Origin of the sequence: Streptomyces caniferus (assembly GCF_009811555.1) — a bacterium.
GTDB classification, from domain to species: Bacteria; Actinomycetota; Actinomycetes; order Streptomycetales; family Streptomycetaceae; genus Streptomyces; species Streptomyces caniferus.
Genome location: NZ_BLIN01000005.1, coordinates 3,436,063 through 3,454,808, shown reverse-complemented (window position 1 = coordinate 3,454,808; position 18,746 = coordinate 3,436,063). Strand labels below are relative to the sequence as shown.

The 18,746-nt window shown below is 66.9% G+C and carries 9 protein-coding genes and 3 rRNA genes; 9 read left to right on the top strand and 3 right to left on the bottom strand.

Features of this window, described 5'->3' with window-relative positions:
- Positions 1-18 precede the first annotated feature (18 nt).
- Positions 19-1,284, top strand: a complete 1,266-nt coding sequence (gene manA, locus Scani_RS31570; RefSeq protein WP_159481165.1) for a mannose-6-phosphate isomerase, class I — start codon at positions 19-21, stop codon at positions 1,282-1,284.
- A 209-nt stretch (positions 1,285-1,493) separates the two neighbouring features.
- The gene (locus Scani_RS31565) at positions 1,494-2,453 is read left to right on the top strand and encodes a cation diffusion facilitator family transporter (RefSeq protein ID WP_159481164.1); all 960 of its coding nucleotides are present in this window, start codon (positions 1,494-1,496) and stop codon (positions 2,451-2,453) included.
- 479 nt (positions 2,454-2,932) lie between these two features.
- On the opposite strand, the gene Scani_RS31560 is transcribed toward Scani_RS31565, so the two are convergent.
- Positions 2,933-5,305, bottom strand: a complete 2,373-nt coding sequence (locus Scani_RS31560) for a fructose-specific PTS transporter subunit EIIC (RefSeq protein ID WP_159481163.1) — start codon at positions 5,303-5,305, stop codon at positions 2,933-2,935.
- Positions 5,306-5,759: 454 nt separating this feature from the next.
- Between Scani_RS31560 and ahcY the strand changes: the two genes are divergently transcribed.
- Together ahcY and Scani_RS31550 are read left to right on the top strand one after the other, a co-directional pair.
- The gene (ahcY, locus tag Scani_RS31555; RefSeq protein ID WP_159474064.1) at positions 5,760-7,217 is read left to right on the top strand and encodes an adenosylhomocysteinase; all 1,458 of its coding nucleotides are present in this window, start codon (positions 5,760-5,762) and stop codon (positions 7,215-7,217) included.
- 171 nt (positions 7,218-7,388) lie between these two features.
- The gene (locus Scani_RS31550; protein ID WP_159481162.1) at positions 7,389-8,003 is read left to right on the top strand and encodes a hypothetical protein; all 615 of its coding nucleotides are present in this window, start codon (positions 7,389-7,391) and stop codon (positions 8,001-8,003) included.
- A 229-nt stretch (positions 8,004-8,232) separates the two neighbouring features.
- Here the strand turns inward: Scani_RS31550 and Scani_RS31545 are convergent, their stop codons facing one another.
- Positions 8,233-9,402 carry an RDD family protein gene (locus Scani_RS31545; RefSeq protein ID WP_159481161.1) on the bottom strand — a complete coding sequence of 390 codons (1,170 nt, stop codon included), beginning with the start codon at positions 9,400-9,402 and terminating at the stop codon, positions 8,233-8,235.
- Between the two features lie 113 nt (positions 9,403-9,515).
- Here Scani_RS31545 and Scani_RS31540 point away from each other — a divergent pair, with 113 nt between their 5' ends.
- The 5 genes from Scani_RS31540 to Scani_RS31520 all read left to right on the top strand — a co-directional run bounded on the left by Scani_RS31540 (position 9,516) and on the right by Scani_RS31520 (position 17,403).
- Complete coding sequence (locus Scani_RS31540; protein ID WP_159481160.1) at positions 9,516-10,523, top strand: stage II sporulation protein M; 1,008 nt, start codon at positions 9,516-9,518, stop codon at positions 10,521-10,523.
- Between the two features lie 748 nt (positions 10,524-11,271).
- Positions 11,272-12,800 (top strand): 16S ribosomal RNA (locus Scani_RS31535).
- A 302-nt stretch (positions 12,801-13,102) separates the two neighbouring features.
- A 23S ribosomal RNA gene (locus Scani_RS31530) occupies positions 13,103-16,225 on the top strand.
- Positions 16,226-16,316: 91 nt separating this feature from the next.
- Positions 16,317-16,433, top strand: a 5S ribosomal RNA gene (gene rrf, locus Scani_RS31525).
- The 16S, 23S and 5S rRNA genes sit together here, the layout of an rRNA operon.
- Before the next feature lie 145 nt (positions 16,434-16,578).
- Complete coding sequence (locus Scani_RS31520) at positions 16,579-17,403, top strand: SDR family oxidoreductase (RefSeq protein WP_159481159.1); 825 nt, start codon at positions 16,579-16,581, stop codon at positions 17,401-17,403.
- A gap of 32 nt (positions 17,404-17,435) precedes the next feature.
- Here the strand turns inward: Scani_RS31520 and Scani_RS31515 are convergent, their stop codons facing one another.
- Positions 17,436-18,746 (bottom strand): DUF58 domain-containing protein, encoded by a 1,311-nt coding sequence (locus tag Scani_RS31515; RefSeq protein ID WP_159481158.1) that lies wholly within the window; start codon positions 18,744-18,746, stop codon positions 17,436-17,438.

Here is an 18,746-nt window from a genome sequence, read left to right as displayed (position 1 = left end):
TCAGGAAGCAGTAGCCCCATGGACCGCCTCGCCAATACCGTGCGCCCCTACGCCTGGGGTTCCACCACCGCCCTCCCGGAGCTCCTCGGCACCGCACCCACCGGCGAACCGCAGGCCGAGATGTGGATGGGCGCCCACCCCGGCGCCCCCTCCCGCATCGACCGCGGCGCGGGCCCGGTCTCCCTGGCCGAGGTGATCGACGCCGCCCCCGACACCGAGCTGGGCGCCGACACCGTCCGCGCCTTCGGCCCCCGGCTGCCCTTCCTGCTCAAACTGCTCGCGGCCGGCTCGCCGCTCTCCCTCCAGGTGCACCCCGACCTCGCGCAGGCCCGGGAAGGCTTCGCCGACGAGGAGCGGCGCGGCGTCCCGATCGACGCCGGCCACCGCAACTACAAGGACGCCAACCACAAGCCCGAGCTGATCGTCGCGCTCACCCCCTTCGACGGCCTGTGCGGCTTCCGGCACCCGGCGCAGTCCGCCGACCTCCTGGCCGGCCTGGGCGTCGACGACCTCAAGCCGTACGTCGACATCCTGCGCGCCAGCCCGGAGGAGGACGCGCTGCGCGAGGTGCTCACCGCCGTCCTGAGCGCCGAGCACCACGCGATGGCCGAGACCGTCGAGCGGGCGGCCGTGGCGGCCGGCCGGCTGGCGGCCGAGGACGGCCCGTACGCCCAGGACTACGCCGCGTACGCCGGCATCGCCCACCACTACCCGGGCGACCCCGGCGTGCTCGCCGCCATGCTGCTCAACCACGTCCAACTCCAGCCCGGCGAGGCGCTGTTCCTCGGCGCCGGCATCCCGCACGCCTACCTGAGCGGCCTCGGCGTCGAGCTGATGGCCAACTCGGACAATGTGCTGCGCTGCGGTCTGACCCCCAAGCACGTCGACGTACCGGAGCTGCTGCGGGTGGTCCGCTTCGAGGCCGGCGACGCGGGAGTGCTGCGCCCCGAGGCGGTGGACGGCGAGGAGATCTACGAGACGCCCATCGACGAGTTCCGGCTCTCCCGCTTCGCCCTGGCCCCCGGCGCCGCACCGCGCCCGCTCGCCTCCCGGACGCCGCAGATCCTGCTGTGCACGGCGGGGACGGTCCGGCTGCGGGCCGGGGAGACGGGCGACGAGGCGGGCGGCGAAGCCGGTGGCGGTGCTGGTGGCGCGGCCGGGGCCGTGGGCCGGGCCGGGGATGAATTGACCTTGTCGCCCGGTGAATCCGCATTTGTGCGCCCCGGTGAGCACCTCATGCTCGCCGGCGAGGGCACGCTCTTCCGCGCGACGGTCGTGGCCTAGGGCGCCGGAGGGACGTACGGGCCCCACGCGTCGGCCGTAGCCGACGGGCGGCGGCGCAGGCGGGGGCCGGGCCGTCGTGCCCGCCGGGGCGCCGGAAACCGTCCGCCAGGTGGCCTCCTGGCGGACGTCCGCCGCCGGGCTGCAACAATGACCGCCGCAGCATTAAAGCGGCGGTAAAGGCCGGACGACGGAAGGGACATGCGGCACTTATGAGCGCATCAGGCGGGACAAAGGCGATCGTTGCGGCGCTGGGCGCCAACCTGGCGATCGCCGCAGCGAAGTTCGTGGCCTTCGCCTTCAGCGGCTCCTCCTCGATGCTGGCCGAAGGTGTGCACTCCATCGCGGACTCCGGCAACCAGGGCCTGCTGCTGCTCGGCGGCAAGAAGGCCCAGCGCGAGGCGACCGCCGAGCACCCCTTCGGCTACGGCCGCGAGCGCTACATCTACGGCTTCCTCGTCTCCATCGTCCTGTTCACCATCGGTGGCGTCTTCGCGCTCTACGAGGGCTACGAGAAGATCCACGAGCCGCACGCGCTGGACAACTGGTACTGGCCGGTCGGCGTCCTGGTCTTCGCGATCATCGCCGAGGGCTTCTCCTTCCGCACCGCCATCAAGGAGTCCAACGAGCTGCGCGGCAAGCAGACCTGGGCCCAGTTCGTCCGCCGCGCCAAGGCCCCCGAGCTGCCGGTCGTGCTGCTGGAGGACTTCGGTGCGCTGATCGGTCTGGTCCTCGCACTGGGCGGCGTCGGCCTCACCCTCGCCACCGGCGACGGGATCTGGGACGGCATCGGCACCATGTGCATCGGCGCGCTGCTGGTGGTGATCGCCCTGGTCCTGGCCGCCGAGACCAAGTCGCTGCTGCTGGGCGAGGCGGCCGGGCCCGAGCAGGTCGCCAAGATCCGCGAGGCGGTCGTCGACGGCGATGTCGTCACCCGCCTCATCCACATGCGCACGCTCCACCTCGGCCCCGAGGAACTGCTGGTCGCCGCCAAGATCGCGGTCCGTCACGACGGCACCGCCACCCAGGTCGCCCACGCCATCAACGCCGCCGAAGCCCGCATCCGTGAGGCCGTGCCGATCGCCCGGGTCATCTACCTGGAGCCGGACATCTACGACGAGGCCACAGCCGCCGCAGGCGCCGACCCGTCGAAGACACCGGGCGGTTCCTGAGGCCCTGGGTGGTTCCTGAGCCGCCGGGGGTTTTCGAGGCCCCGTGGTTCCCGAGCCCCGCGGCTGGCGCCGACGGGCACCGAGCCACCGCGCGAACGAAAGGCCCCCGCACTCCTGAAGAGTGCGGGGGCCTTCGCCGTACGACGCCCGGCCTGCCGCTCACTGCCTGCCGCTCACCGCCCGCCGGCCGCTCGCCCGTCGCTGGCGCCGAGCCACCGGATCGACCATGCCGCAAGCCACCAGAACCGGGGACACCGCCGGGGATCCGCGAATACCGCCCCGACCCCGGATGCCGCCCCGACCCCGGATGCCGCCCGGACACCGGAAACAGCGCCGGCGAATCGCCAATCGGGAATACCGCCCCCCGGGAATACCGCCCCCGCCCCGCCGCGTTCTCGGCCCCGAGGGGGCGCTCGCACCCCCTACGGGATGTGTTCGCCCATGCCCTAGTGGAGTCGTGAGGACGTCCTGTCGGCGTTCTAGTGGATCTCGCCGAGGACGCGCAGAATCGCCGTCCCGTCCTCCGCCCCCTGCAGCCGGGCCCGGAAGTCCGCGTCCATCAGCTTCCGCGACAGCAGCGCCAGGATGCGCAGATGCTCGTCCCCGGCCGCCGCCTCCGGCACCGAGATCATGAAGACGAGCCTGGCGAGCGTGCCGTCCGGCGAGCCCCAGTCGATACCCTCCGCCGACCGCGCGAAGCCGACGACCGGAGCCGTCACCGCGTCCGTCTTGGCGTGCGGAATGGCTATCTCCTCGCCGAGCCCGGTGGTGCCCTGCGCCTCCCGCGCCAGCGCCACCCGGACCAGTTCGTCGACGTCCGACACCCTGCCGGTGCCGGCCATCAGCTCGGCCATCTCGCGGATCGCCGCCTCCTTCTCGCCGGCGTCGAGCTGCGTCTTGACGGTCTGCCCGGTGAGATGGCCGGAGAGCACCTCGGCGGCGTCACTGCCACCCTCGCCGCTGTCCCCGCCGACATCGTTGCCACCGGCGACGGAGCCGCCGCCATCTGCCGAATCGCCGCCCGCGACATCGCCGTCCACGGCATCGGGGCCCGCGGCATCGCCCTCCGCACCCCGCCCGGAAGCAGTGGCCTGCCCGGGCACGGCGGCAACCGCCGCGGCTGTACAGGACGTACCGTCCGCCCCGCCCTCAGGCCCGGCATCCACCTCGGGGCTCCCGCCCACGACAGCAGCCACCGGCTCCGCCGCGCCCGACGACGCCACCGGGACCACCCCGGTGCCCGCCCCACCGGCGGCACCACCGGTGACGCGACGGCCGGCCGCACCCCCGACGGCAGCGGCGACACCGGTACCGACCCCGGCACCAGCCCCGGCACCGACCCCAACGGCCCGCGCCCCGACCCGCACGCCCCCGCTCTTCCTCCGCTCCGAAACATCTGCCAACATCACCGTCGCCAGCGCCGTGACCACCGCTCCGGCCACCACGGCGACGAAGAACATCGGCACCCCGTCGACCGCACCCAGCACCGCCACGATCGGCCCGCCGTGCGGCACCGCATCCGCCACTCCGGCCATCCCGGCAAGGGCACCGGCCACCGCGCCGCCCAGCATGTTCGCCGGGATGACCTGCGCCGGCCGCGCCGCGGCGAACGGAATCGCGCCCTCCGATATCCCGAAGAGCCCCATGAACAGCGCCGCCATCCCGGTCTCCCGCTCCTGCTCGGAGTACCGGCGCCGACGGATCAGCGTGGCCAGCCCCTGGCCGAGCGGCATCACCGGGATCGCGGCGGCGCACATGCCCATGACCGTCTGGTTTCCGGAGGCGATCAGACCCGACCCGAAGAGGAACGCCGTCTTGTTGACCGGCCCGCCCATGTCGAACGCGATCATCAGGCCGAGGATCGCCCCCAGCACGATCGCGCTGGTCCCGGTCATGCCACTGAGCCAGCCGGTGAGATGGGTGAACACCCAGGAGATCGGCTTGCCGAGCACATGGATGAAGAAGAGGCCGAGTGCGGTCGTGGCCACGATCGGGATCACGATGATCGGCATGATCGGCCGGGCGAACTTGGGGACCTCGACCTTCTTGATCCACACGACCAGATATCCGGCCAGAAAGCCCGTGACGATGCCGCCGATGAAGCCCGCGCTCGCGTCCTTCATCCCGTACAGCTCGCCGTGGGTGGCGATCCAGCCGCCGATCATGCCCGGTACCAGTGCGGGCCGGTCGCCGATCGCATAGGCGATATAGCCGGAGAGGATCGGCACCATCAGCTGGAAGCCGATGGTGCCGAGGTTGTTGACGTCCTCCCAGAACGAGCCCGCGGGGATCTTCAGCCCCTCGGGCGTCGGGTGACCTCCCACCGCCAGCGAGATCGCGATCAGCAGACCGCCGACCACCACGAACGGGATCATGTAACTGACGCCGTTCATCAGCGCCTTGTACGCGACGCTGCGCTCCCGGCCGCCACTGCTGCCCCCGGAAGGCGTCGTGCCGGTGCCCGCCCCGGCTCCGTCGCCCTCCGCGCCCCCGTACACCGGCGCGTTCCGCACCCGCGCGATCAGCTGCTCGGGATGCCGGATGCCCTCGGCCACTCCGACCGCAAGGACCTTCTTGCCGACGAACCGGCTGCGGTCCACCTCCTTGTCCGCGGCGATGATGATGCCGTCCGCGGCTCTGACATCGTTGTCAGACAGTACGTTCTCGGCCCCGATGGACCCCTGCGTCTCCACCTTGATCTCGTGCCCGAGGGACCGGGCGGTCTGGGCCAGCTTCTCCGCTGCCATGTACGTGTGGGCGATCCCGGTCGGGCAGGCCGTCACTGCGAGCAGTTTCAGCCCCTGCCCGCTGCTCCCCGCGTCCGTGGGGGGATCAGCTGGAGTGGTGGTCACGTGACTCTCCTTACGAACGTGCGCGCGGACGTGCACCTGTTCCCGCGCTGCCAGGCATCCTGCATGACGTCACAGCGCGCGCCAAGCCCTGCGGAGCCCGGGCCCCAGCAGCCGGAACGCGGGCCGCCGGCACCCCGAATCCGAGGAATCACGGCCCGTTCCACCGCCCCTCCGTGGCCGGTACCGCACCGGATCGGCCCCTCCGGGCTGGGGTTCGCTGGGCCGATCGGTGTAGATTCGTGACCAGTGCCAGACGTCGCTGCTGATGGCGGTCGGGCGGTCCGCACCGCGGACCGGCCGAGGGAGAGAGGGCCTCCGACGGACTGCGCTGCGGCCAGGGAGAGGGGTGCGTCCGCTTCCGCGTACGCTCGTATTCGCCCCAGTCATCCCTGGGGCCCCGGCCCGCGCCGCAGACTGCCAGCCCATCCACCTCGACGCTCGAGGAGCAGCCCGCATGACGACAGCAGCCACCGGCCAGGACTTCAAGGTCGCCGACCTGTCCCTCGCCGCTTTCGGCCGCAAGGAGATCACCCTGGCCGAGCATGAGATGCCCGGTCTGATGGCGATCCGCAAGGAGTACGCCGCCGCCCGGCCGCTGGCCGGTGCGCGGATCACCGGTTCCCTGCACATGACCGTGCAGACGGCCGTCCTGATCGAGACCCTGGCCGCGCTGGGCGCCGAGGTCCGCTGGGCGTCCTGCAACATCTTCTCCACCCAGGACCACGCGGCCGCGGCGATCGCGGTGGGCCCGACCGGGACGCCGGAGGCGCCGGCGGGTATTCCGGTCTTCGCTTGGAAGGGCGAGAGCCTGGAGGAGTACTGGTGGTGCACGGAGCAGGCGCTGACCTGGCCGAACTCGCCCACCGGCGGCCCGAACATGATTCTCGACGACGGTGGTGACGCCACGCTGCTGGTGCACAAGGGCGTCGAGTACGAGAAGGCCGGGAAGGTTCCGGCGGTCGAGACGGCGGAGAGCGAGGAGCACCGGGCGATCCTGGAGCTGCTGACCCGCACGCTGGGTGAGGCGCCGCAGAAGTGGACGGACCTGGCGTCCGAGATCCGTGGTGTCACCGAGGAGACCACGACCGGTGTGCACCGTCTGTACGAGATGCACCGTGACGGTGACCTGCTCTTCCCGGCGATCAATGTGAACGATGCCGTGACGAAGTCGAAGTTCGACAACAAGTACGGCTGCCGGCACTCCCTGATCGACGGCATCAACCGTGCCACCGATGTGCTGATCGGCGGCAAGACGGCCGTGGTCTGCGGCTACGGCGATGTCGGCAAGGGCTGCGCGGAGTCGCTGCGCGGCCAGGGCGCGCGGGTGATCATCACGGAGATCGACCCGATCTGCGCGCTGCAGGCGGCGATGGACGGCTACCAGGTCACCACCCTCGACGAGGTCGTGGAGAGCGCGGACATCTTCGTCACCACGACGGGCAACAAGGACATCATCATGGCGTCGCACATGGCGCGGATGAAGCACCAGGCGATCGTGGGCAACATCGGTCACTTCGACAACGAGATCGACATGGCCGGCCTGGCCAAGCTCGAGGGCATCGTCAAGGACGAGGTCAAGCCGCAGGTGCACACCTGGACGCACCCGGACGGCAAGGTGCTGATCGTGCTGTCCGAGGGCCGTCTGCTCAACCTGGGCAACGCCACCGGTCACCCCTCCTTCGTGATGTCCAACTCCTTCGCGGACCAGACGCTGGCCCAGATCGAGCTGTTCACCAAGCCCGAGGAGTACCCCACCGACGTCTACGTGCTGCCCAAGCACCTCGACGAGAAGGTCGCCCGCCTCCACCTCGACGCCCTCGGCGTCAAGCTCACCGAGCTGCGCCCGGAGCAGGCCGCCTACATCGGCGTCCAGGTCGAGGGCCCGTACAAGCCCGACCACTACCGCTACTGATCCAGCGGGCTCGCACCCACCGGTCATCCCGCTGACCTCTGGTGCACCCCTCAGCAGCCGGTGATCCCAGGCCCTCGCCCTCCACGGCGGGGGCCTGGGCCGTAAGCACCCCGCACAGACCCGCCGCCCCCGACTCACCGGCACGGCGCCGCCCGAAGGATCTGACCCCCTATGCCCCGCGGCCACTACTCCCTCCACGACCCGCACGATCACACCCCCCTCGGTGAAGAGCACTTCCACTGCGCCACCGGCCCCTCCGGCTGGCGCTACGTCTCCCAGATCGTCAACCCCGCAGGCGACCACATCGGCTCCGTCGACCTCACCCTCGACGAGCTCGGCCGGCCGCTCCGCCTCGAACTCCACGCCTCCGCCTGGCAGGTCCGCGGCGCCGCCCTGGAGGGCGTGACCTGGGTACGTACCGACCCGACCGGTGAACACGCCACTGAGGGCAATGTCCCCGCCCACGCCTTCACCGGCGCGTCCCCCGCCTTCCTCATCGCCACCGCGCGACTGCTGCGCCCCGCACTCGGCGCCGGCGCCGTCCGCACCCGCCTCGTCGCCTTCACACCCCCCGTCCTCGCCCCCCGCACGCTCGACCAGTCCTGGGCCCTGCTGAAAAGCACACCACACGCCACTGACAACGCCCCCCTCATCGCCGACGAATACCAGGTCAACGACCTGGAGACCGGCGAACAGCACACTGTCCACATCGCCGGCGACGTGGTCCTCTCCGCCCCCGGCATCGAACTCGAATCCCTCGAATCCCCACCGTCGACGTTCCCCTGACCGACGCGCTCCGGCGCTCCCGCCCCTCACCTGCCACAGCACGCCCTGTCACACCACGCCACGAGCCGACGCGGAGCACACGCCGGGCCACATGGCGCCCACCACGGGCTTGCCCCGGCCCCGCCCCCTGGACAGCAGCCGGCCCTCCCTGACCGGCTCCCCACAACACAAGGGCGGGCTCACACCAGCGACTTCCTCCGAGGGCCACGCCGCGACTCACATCAGCGGCTCACACCGGCGGAGCGAACCCCGTACGCGGCGGCCTTCCTCCGCCACCGCCTTCCTCGCCCCCGCGCTCCCGCACCGGCACCCCAGGCGCCCCGTCCCCGCCATGACGCATCAGCCCAGCCGGGGCCGCAGCCCCATCCCCGCCGGGAGCTGTCCCACCCCCGGGTACCGCCCAGGCCCCGACCGCCGCCGAAGACACCGCATCCCCCGTGGCCCCCACGGCACGGCCCGAAGCCGCCGGCCCACCACCCCACGACCCCCCACCACCGGCAACTCCCGGCTCCCCGACCGCCGCCGAAGCTCCACCAGCCGAGGGCGCCTCACCAACCAACGGCGTCCCGCCGGCCCATGGCGCCCCGCCGATCGCCGACGACGCGAGGGACGGTGCCACGCCCGCCGCCGCCACCCCGCCGACCGCCGAGGCCCCGAACGCCCGCCGCGCTTCCCGTGCCTGCCGTTCCCCGACCACCGCCGCCAGATACGCCGCCGGCGGTACCCCCACCGGCCCCGGCACCCCGGTGAACCCCCGCAGGTCCTCCACCAGCCGCCCCGCCATCGCCTCGCCGACCTGCGGATCGAGCTGCCCACTCCGCGCCAGGTACTGCCGCACCGTCAGCCACCACCCATCGGGCACCCGCGACAGATCCAGCGCCCCGAGCTCCGCCGCCAGCCACGGAGGCGGAGGCGGCAGCGCCGTCCCCACCTCGGCCACCGGCAGCCGCTCCCGTATGACGAGCGTCCCCGCGAACACATCCCCCACCCGGCGGCCCCGCGCCGACAGCAAGGAGGCGAGGGCCGCCACCACACCCATCGTCATCACGACCTCGATGGCCCCCACCGCCCCACGCACCAACGCATGCCGGAACCGGATCGGCCCGCCGTCCTCCCGTACGACCCGCAGCCCACAGACCAGCTTCCCCAGCGACCGGCCGTTGCTCAGCGTCTCGATGACGATGGGTATCCCGACCTGGACCAGCACGAACGTCGCCACCGACACGGCCGCCACCGCCGCACTGTCCATCGACGAGGTCGCGCCCAACAACAGCAGCGATACGCCGAGGTAGACCGCCCAGGCCACCGCCACATCGAGGGCCACCGCCAGACCCCGGCTCGGCAGCCTGGCCGGCCGCAGCCCCAGTACCACCGCTTCACCCGTGACGAGTTCACTCACGCCGCGCCCCACTCCCTCTCGCTCACCGAAGTCCCGCCCGCCCCACGCCGGGCACGGCCAGTCTGCCAAGCTGATCCGGCCCCCACCCACGGCGCCGCGAGGAGCGACACCCTATGGACCTCGATGTCTTCGTCACGGCCCATGGCGCCGAATGGGACCGCCTCGACACCCTGCTCCAGCGCAAACGCCGCCTCACCGGAGAGGAGGCCGACGAACTGGTCGCGCTCTACCAGCGCACCACCACCCACCTCTCCCTCCTCCTCTCCAGCGCCCCGGACCCGGTGCTGACCAGCCGCCTCACCTCCTTGGTGGCTCGCGCCCGCAGTACGGTCACCGGCGCCCGCAAGGCCTCGTGGCGCGACACCGCCCACTTCTTCACCACGGCTTTCCCCGCGGCGGTCTACCGCCTGCGCCACTGGTGGATCCCGACCGCGGTCCTCTCCACCGCGGCCGCCGCCCTCATCGGCTGGTGGATCGCCGCCCACCCCGAAGTCCAGGCGGCGATCGGCGCCCCGGATGACCTGCGCAACATGACCCGTCCCGGCGGCGAGTACGAGACCTACTACTCCAGCCATCCCGCCGCCGCCTTCGCGGCCCAGGTATGGACGAACAACGCGCAGGCCGTCGCCCTGTGCCTCGTCCTCGGAGCCTTCGCCGGCCTCCCTGTCCTGTGGATCCTCTTCCAGAACATGCTCAATCTGGGCGTCGGCATCGGCCTGATGTCCTCGGCCGGCCGTCTCGACACCTTCCTCGGACTGATCCTTCCGCACGGCCTCCTCGAACTGACCGCCGTCTTCGTCACGGCCGGCATCGGCCTCCGCCTGGGCTGGACCCTCATCGACCCGGGCCCGCGCACCCGTCGGACCGCCCTGGCCCAGGAAGGCCGCTCCGCCCTCGGCGTCGCCATCGGACTCGCCGCGGTGCTCTTCATATCCGGCGCCCTCGAAGGCTTCGTCACGCCTTCCGGCCTGCCCACCTGGGCCCGTATAGGCATCGGCATCACCGCCGAACTGGCCTTCCTCGTCTACGTCTACGTCCTGGGCGGCCGCGCCGTACGCGCCGGAGCCACCGGCGACGTGGACCTCATCGATCGCGAAGCCACTGTCCCGACCGCCGCGTGATGTGCATCGGGCCTCGCTGACCTGCTAATCTCCTCTTCGCCCCAGGAGCCCGTTGACACGTGCACCAGGGGGAGGTAGATTTGAACGGTTGCAACGAACTGGACAAGTTCATCAGCGACGGGTAGTCTCTCCTCCGCTTCGGCCGGAATTTCCATTCGGCGAGGCGCAACCGACCACTTATCAGAACCCCCGGCCGATCAATTCGGCCGAATGCTTTCTGATAAAGTCGGAAAAGCCAAAAGGCACTCCCCTCCGACGGGGATTCGGAAACGAATTCGGACCGGCAACGGAACGAAATCGAGTCTGATAGAGTCGGAAAGGCCGGAAAGCGAAAGCCGGACGGTCACCCCGCTCCAACAGGGGGCCGGAGACGGAAACGGATCTGGTAAGGTTGGAAACGCGAAGAAGCCGAAAGGCGGAAACGCGCCGGCGAAAATCGGGCCCGCAAGGATCTGATAGAGTCGGAAACGCAAGACCGAAGGGAAGCGCCCGGAGATCCTGGTGAAACAGGAACAAAGGAAGCGTCCGTTCCTTGAGAACTCAACAGCGTGCCAAAAGTCAACGCCAGATATGTTGATACCCCGTCCACCTCGGTGGATGAGGTTCCTTTGAAAGCCCACCACGGCCCATGCGGTCGGGGTGGCACACACAGCGAGGACGCTGTGAACGACCGGACCTATTCCGTCTGGTTGTTCCGCTCTCGTGTGTGTTGACCCGCAGTTTTTAATTAAACGCAGTCGGGTAAACATTCACGGAGAGTTTGATCCTGGCTCAGGACGAACGCTGGCGGCGTGCTTAACACATGCAAGTCGAACGATGAACCTCCTTCGGGAGGGGATTAGTGGCGAACGGGTGAGTAACACGTGGGCAATCTGCCCTTCACTCTGGGACAAGCCCTGGAAACGGGGTCTAATACCGGATACGACCACCGACCGCATGGTCTGGTGGTGGAAAGCTCCGGCGGTGAAGGATGAGCCCGCGGCCTATCAGCTTGTTGGTGGGGTGATGGCCTACCAAGGCGACGACGGGTAGCCGGCCTGAGAGGGCGACCGGCCACACTGGGACTGAGACACGGCCCAGACTCCTACGGGAGGCAGCAGTGGGGAATATTGCACAATGGGCGAAAGCCTGATGCAGCGACGCCGCGTGAGGGATGACGGCCTTCGGGTTGTAAACCTCTTTCAGCAGGGAAGAAGCGAGAGTGACGGTACCTGCAGAAGAAGCGCCGGCTAACTACGTGCCAGCAGCCGCGGTAATACGTAGGGCGCAAGCGTTGTCCGGAATTATTGGGCGTAAAGAGCTCGTAGGCGGCTTGTCACGTCGGATGTGAAAGCCCGGGGCTTAACCCCGGGTCTGCATTCGATACGGGCAGGCTAGAGTTCGGTAGGGGAGATCGGAATTCCTGGTGTAGCGGTGAAATGCGCAGATATCAGGAGGAACACCGGTGGCGAAGGCGGATCTCTGGGCCGATACTGACGCTGAGGAGCGAAAGCGTGGGGAGCGAACAGGATTAGATACCCTGGTAGTCCACGCCGTAAACGTTGGGAACTAGGTGTGGGCGACATTCCACGTCGTCCGTGCCGCAGCTAACGCATTAAGTTCCCCGCCTGGGGAGTACGGCCGCAAGGCTAAAACTCAAAGGAATTGACGGGGGCCCGCACAAGCAGCGGAGCATGTGGCTTAATTCGACGCAACGCGAAGAACCTTACCAAGGCTTGACATACACCGGAAACGTCTGGAGACAGGCGCCCCCTTGTGGTCGGTGTACAGGTGGTGCATGGCTGTCGTCAGCTCGTGTCGTGAGATGTTGGGTTAAGTCCCGCAACGAGCGCAACCCTTGTTCTGTGTTGCCAGCATGCCCTTCGGGGTGATGGGGACTCACAGGAGACTGCCGGGGTCAACTCGGAGGAAGGTGGGGACGACGTCAAGTCATCATGCCCCTTATGTCTTGGGCTGCACACGTGCTACAATGGCCGGTACAATGAGCTGCGATACCGCGAGGTGGAGCGAATCTCAAAAAGCCGGTCTCAGTTCGGATTGGGGTCTGCAACTCGACCCCATGAAGTCGGAGTTGCTAGTAATCGCAGATCAGCATTGCTGCGGTGAATACGTTCCCGGGCCTTGTACACACCGCCCGTCACGTCACGAAAGTCGGTAACACCCGAAGCCGGTGGCCCAACCCCTTGTGGGAGGGAATCGTCGAAGGTGGGACTGGCGATTGGGACGAAGTCGTAACAAGGTAGCCGTACCGGAAGGTGCGGCTGGATCACCTCCTTTCTAAGGAGCACTTCTTACCAACTTCGGTTGGTCAGAGGCCAGTACATCAGCGAATGTCTGATGCTGGTTGCTCATGGGTGGAACGTTGACTATTCGGCGCACTTGATTGGTTGTCACTAGTACTGCTTCGGCGTGGAACGTGGGGATTGATCGGGTGGGCCGGGCACGTTGTTGGGTATCTGAGGGTACGGGCCGATGGTCTGGACCTTCGCGATGCCGGCCCCAGTGAACTCAGCCTTCGGGTTGGGGTGGTGGGTGGCTGGTCGTTGCTTGAGAACTGCACAGTGGACGCGAGCATCTGTGGCCAAGTTTTTAAGGGCGCACGGTGGATGCCTTGGCACCAGGAACCGATGAAGGACGTGGGAGGCCACGATAGGCCCCGGGGAGCTGTCAACCAAGCTTTGATCCGGGGGTGTCCGAATGGGGAAACCCGGCAGTCGTCATGGACTGTCACCCGCTGCTGAACACATAGGCAGTGTGGAGGGAACGCGGGGAAGTGAAACATCTCAGTACCCGCAGGAAGAGAAAACAACCGTGATTCCGGGAGTAGTGGCGAGCGAAACCGGATGAGGCCAAACCAGTCACGTGTGATACCCGGCAGGGGTTGCGTGGTTGGGGTTGTGGGAGTTCTCTTTTGCAGTCTGCCGGCTGTGAGACGAGTCAGAAACCGTTGATGTAGGCGAAGGACATGCGAAAGGTCCGGCGTAGAGGGTAAGACCCCCGTAGCTGAAACATTAGCGGCTCGTTTGAGAACCACCCAAGTAGCACGGGGCCCGAGAAATCCCGTGTGAATCTGGCGGGACCACCCGTTAAGCCTAAATATTCCCTGGTGACCGATAGCGGATAGTACCGTGAGGGAATGGTGAAAAGTACCGCGGGAGCGGAGTGAAATAGTACCTGAAACCGTGTGCCTACAAGCCGTGGGAGCGTCGCTGTATGTGCTTGCACATGCAGTCGTGACTGCGTGCCTTTTGAAGAATGAGCCTGCGAGTTTGCGGTATGTTGCGAGGTTAACCCGTGTGGGGAAGCCGTAGCGAAAGCGAGTCCGAATAGGGCGTTGAGTAGCGTGCCCAAGACCCGAAGCGGAGTGATCTAGCCATGGGCAGGTTGAAGCGGAGGTAAGACTTCGTGGAGGACCGAACCCACCAGGGTTGAAAACCTGGGGGATGACCTGTGGTTAGGGGTGAAAGGCCAATCAAACTCCGTGATAGCTGGTTCTCCCCGAAATGCATTTAGGTGCAGCGTCGTGTGTTTCTTGCCGGAGGTAGAGCACTGGATAGGCGATGGGCCCTACCGGGTTACTGACCTTAGCCAAACTCCGAATGCCGGTAAGTGAGAGCGCGGCAGTGAGACTGTGGGGGATAAGCTCCATGGTCGAGAGGGAAACAGCCCAGAGCATCGACTAAGGCCCCTAAGCGTGTGCTAAGTGGGAAAGGATGTGGAGTCGCAGAGACAACCAGGAGGTTGGCTTAGAAGCAGCCACCCTTGAAAGAGTGCGTAATAGCTCACTGGTCAAGTGATTCCGCGCCGACAATGTAGCGGGGCTCAAGCACACCGCCGAAGTCGTGTCATTCATGCAATAGCCCTAACGGGTGTGTGGATGGGTAGGGGAGCGTCGTGTGCCGGGTGAAGCAGCCGTGGAAACGAGTTGTGGACGGTTCACGAGTGAGAATGCAGGCATGAGTAGCGATACACACGTGGGAAACGTGTGCGCCGATTGACTAAGGGTTCCTGGGTCAAGCTGATCTGCCCAGGGTAAGTCGGGACCTAAGGCGAGGCCGACAGGCGTAGTCGATGGACAACCGGTTGATATTCCGGTACCCGCTTTGAAACGCCCAATATCGAATCCATTAATGCTAAGGCCGTGAAGCCGGCCTGGAGTCTTCGGACAAAGGGACGTGGTGGAGCCGCCGATCCAAGGTGGTAGTAGGTAAGCGATGGGGTGACGCAGGAAGGTAGTCCAGCCCGGGCGGTGGTTGTCCCGGGGTAAGGGTGTAGGCCGTGTGGTAGGCAAATCCGTCACACATTAAGGCTGAGACCTGATGCCGAGCCGATTGTGGTGAAGTGGATGATCCTATGCTGTCGAGAAAAGCCTCTAGCGAGTTTCATGGCGGCCCGTACCCTAAACCGACTCAGGTGGTCAGGTAGAGAATACCGAGGCGTTCGGGTGAACTATGGTTAAGGAACTCGGCAAAATGCCCCCGTAACTTCGGGAGAAGGGGGGCCATTGCTGGTGATGAGTCTTGCACTCTGAGCTGGTGGTGGCCGCAGAGACCAGCGAGAAGCGACTGTTTACTAAAAACACAGGTCCGTGCGAAGCCGTAAGGCGATGTATACGGACTGACGCCTGCCCGGTGCTGGAACGTTAAGGGGACCGGTTAGTCGACCTTCGGGTCGGCGAAGCTGAGAACTTAAGCGCCAGTAAACGGCGGTGGTAACTATAACCATCCTAAGGTAGCGAAATTCCTTGTCGGGTAAGTTCCGACCTGCACGAATGGCGTAACGACTTCTCGACTGTCTCAACCATAGGCCCGGTGAAATTGCATTACGAGTAAAGATGCTCGTTTCGCGCAGCAGGACGGAAAGACCCCGGGACCTTTACTATAGCTTGATATTGGTGTTCGGTTCGGCTTGTGTAGGATAGGTGGGAGACTTTGAAGCAGCCACGCCAGTGGTTGTGGAGTCATTGTTGAAATACCACTCTGGTCGTGCTGGATGTCTAACCTGGGTCCGTGATCCGGATCAGGGACAGTGTCTGGTGGGTAGTTTAACTGGGGCGGTTGCCTCCTAAAGAGTAACGGAGGCGCCCAAAGGTTCCCTCAGCCTGGTTGGCAATCAGGTGTTGAGTGTAAGTGCACAAGGGAGCTTGACTGTGAGACTGACGGGTCGAGCAGGTACGAAAGTAGGGACTAGTGATCCGGCGGTGGCTTGTGGAAGCGCCGTCGCTCAACGGATAAAAGGTACCCCGGGGATAACAGGCTGATCTTCCCCAAGAGTCCATATCGACGGGATGGTTTGGCACCTCGATGTCGGCTCGTCGCATCCTGGGGCTGGAGTCGGTCCCAAGGGTTGGGCTGTTCGCCCATTAAAGCGGTACGCGAGCTGGGTTTAGAACGTCGTGAGACAGTTCGGTCCCTATCCGCTGTGCGCGTAGGAGTATTGAGAAGGGCTGTCCCTAGTACGAGAGGACCGGGACGGACGAACCTCTGGTGTGCCAGTTGTCCTGCCAAGGGCATGGCTGGTTGGCTACGTTCGGAAAGGATAACCGCTGAAAGCATCTAAGCGGGAAGCCTGCTTCGAGATGAGTACTCCCACCCCCTTTGAGGGGTTAAGGCTCCCAGTAGACGACTGGGTTGATAGGCCAGATATGGAAGCCTGGTAACGGGTGGAGTTGACTGGTACTAATAGGCCGAGGGCTTGTCCTCAGTTGCTCGCGTCCACTGTGTAGGTTCTGAAGTAACGACCTGACTGTATTTGATTAGATGCAGTATGCCGGGTTGGTTAACTTCATAGTGTTTCGGTGGTCATTGCGTTAGGGAAACGCCCGGTTACATTCCGAACCCGGAAGCTAAGCCTTTCAGCGCCGATGGTACTGCAGGGGGGACCCTGTGGGAGAGTAGGACGCCGCCGAACAATCATTGTGGGGAAGCCCCGCACCTTATGGTGCGGGGCTTTTCTGCGTTGGTGAGAATGCCTCGTCCGGGGTTTCGGCTTCGGGGGCGGGGCATTTTTGCGTGGGGCGCTTGAGCAGAGCTCGGCTGCCCTACCGTAGGGCGCCATGAAGGTGCTGATTATTGGTGGCAGTGGGTTCCTGGGAACGGAACTTGTGCGTCAGACGACGTCTGAGGGCTGGGAGACGGCCGCGACGTATTGCTCTCGCCCCAGCAGCGTTTCGGGAGCCTCGTGGTATCAGCTCGACGTTCGAGCTCCCGGGGACGTCGATGAGTTGCTGGCCGAGGTTGCCCCCAGTGCCGTCATCGATGCGACGAGCGGTGCGAGCGACTGGGCGGTCACTGCCGACGGCTCGATCCATGTGGCGATGGCCGCGAGGAAGAGTGGTTGTCGTCTGGTCCATGTCTCCAGTGACGCCGTGTTCTCCGGGGCCCGGAGTCACTACGACGAGACCTGCCTGCCCGACCCGGTCACCCCGTATGGCGCGGCAAAGGCCGCGGCTGAGACCGCTGTCCGACTTCTGTTGCCGGCCGCTGCGGTCGTGCGCACCTCATTGATCATCGGGCATGGTCGATCCGTGCACGAACGCATGGTGCACGACCTGGCTACCGGTGCCGGCGACGGTGTCTTGTTCACTGACGACTTCCGTTGTCCGGTGCATGTGGAAGACCTTGCCTCCGCTCTGCGGGAAATCGCGATGTTCGGTCGGGGCGGGATGTTCCATGTGGCCGGTGCGGAGGCGCTCAGTCGTTACGAAATCGGCGTTCTCATCGCCCGACGCGATGGCCTCGATGTAACCCGGTTGCCCGCCGGGCGCCGAGCCGATGTCCGTATGCCGGGGGCCCTCGACGTCCGCCTCGACAGCACCGCCACACAGGGGATCGTCCGCACACGGCTGCGGGGAGCCCGGGAGTTTCTCGGAGCCCCTTAGGGCGAGAGGAGCAGCGGGTTGCCTGCGGGGCGTTAGAGGCGGCCGGTGGACTTCAGGGTGAGATAGGCGTCGGCGAGGTCGGGGGCCAGGTGGGTGGGGGTGGAATCGATGACGGTGATGCCGTGGTGGCGGAGGCGGTCTGCGGTGCGGCGGCGGGCTGCGTGGGTCTGCTCCGCGGCGGCGGCTGCGTAGACGGCCTGGGGGGTGTGGCGGCCGACGGCCATTTCCTCGATGCGGGGGTCGGCCACCGCCGCGACGATGAGTTCGTTGCGCTGGGTGAGGCTGGGGAGGACGGGCAGGAGGGCTTCCTCCACAGGAGCCGCGTCCAGGCCGGTGAAGAGGACGATGAGGGACCGGCGCGGGGTGCGGCGGTGGATGGTGGCGGCCAGGCCGCGGGCATCCGCTTCGACCAGTTCGGATTCGAGGGGTGCCAGGGCGTCGGTCAGGGCCGGGAGGAGATCGCGTGCCGCGCGGCCTTGTACGGAGGCGCGTATACGGCGGTCGTAGGCGAGCAGGTCCACCCGGTCGCCGGCGCGGGCGGCGAGGGCGCCCAGCAGCAGGGCGGCGTCCATCGAAGCGTCGAGGCGGGGAATGTCGCCGACGCGGCCGGCGGAGGTACGGCCGGTCTCCAGGACGAGCAGGATGCGCCGGTCGCGCTCGGGTCGCCAGGTGCGGACCGCGAGGTTCTGGCGGCGGGCGCTGGCGCGCCAGTCGATGGAGCGCGTGTCGTCGCCGGGGGTGTAGTCGCGGAGGCTGTCGAACTCGGTGCCTTCGCCACGGGTGAGGATGCTGGTGCGGCCGTCGAGTTCGCGGAGGCGGGCGAGCTTGGCGGGCAGATGCTTGCGGCTGGTGAAGGGCGGCAGGACGCGCAGTGTCCATGGGACGTGCCGGCTTCCCTGCCGGGCGGCGAGGCCGAGCGGGCCGTAGGAACGGACCGTGACGCGGACCGCGTGATGGTCACCGCGGCGGGTGGGGCGGAGCGTCGTGGTGAGGCGGCGGCGTTCGGCGGCGGGGATGCGCACGGTGTGGCGGGAGTCGGGGACGTCCGCACCGGGGTGGAAGGAGCTCGGGGGCCAGGCGTCACGGATCTGGGCACGCAGGATACGGCGGCTCGGGTTGGTGACGGTGAGGTGCGAGGAGGCTTCTCCCGTTAGTCGAACGGTTGTGTCACCGGTTCGGGTGATAAGGAGCTTTCGCACTGGCGCGGCGAGCGCGAGATCGCACAAAATTGCTAGCAGCAAGGCGAGTTGGACGGTGAGGATGCCGAGCCAGCTGGGCATCGCGAAGCCGACGAAGAGGGCTCCGAGTGCGGAGATGAGGGCGGTGCGTCCGGTGAGGGCCAC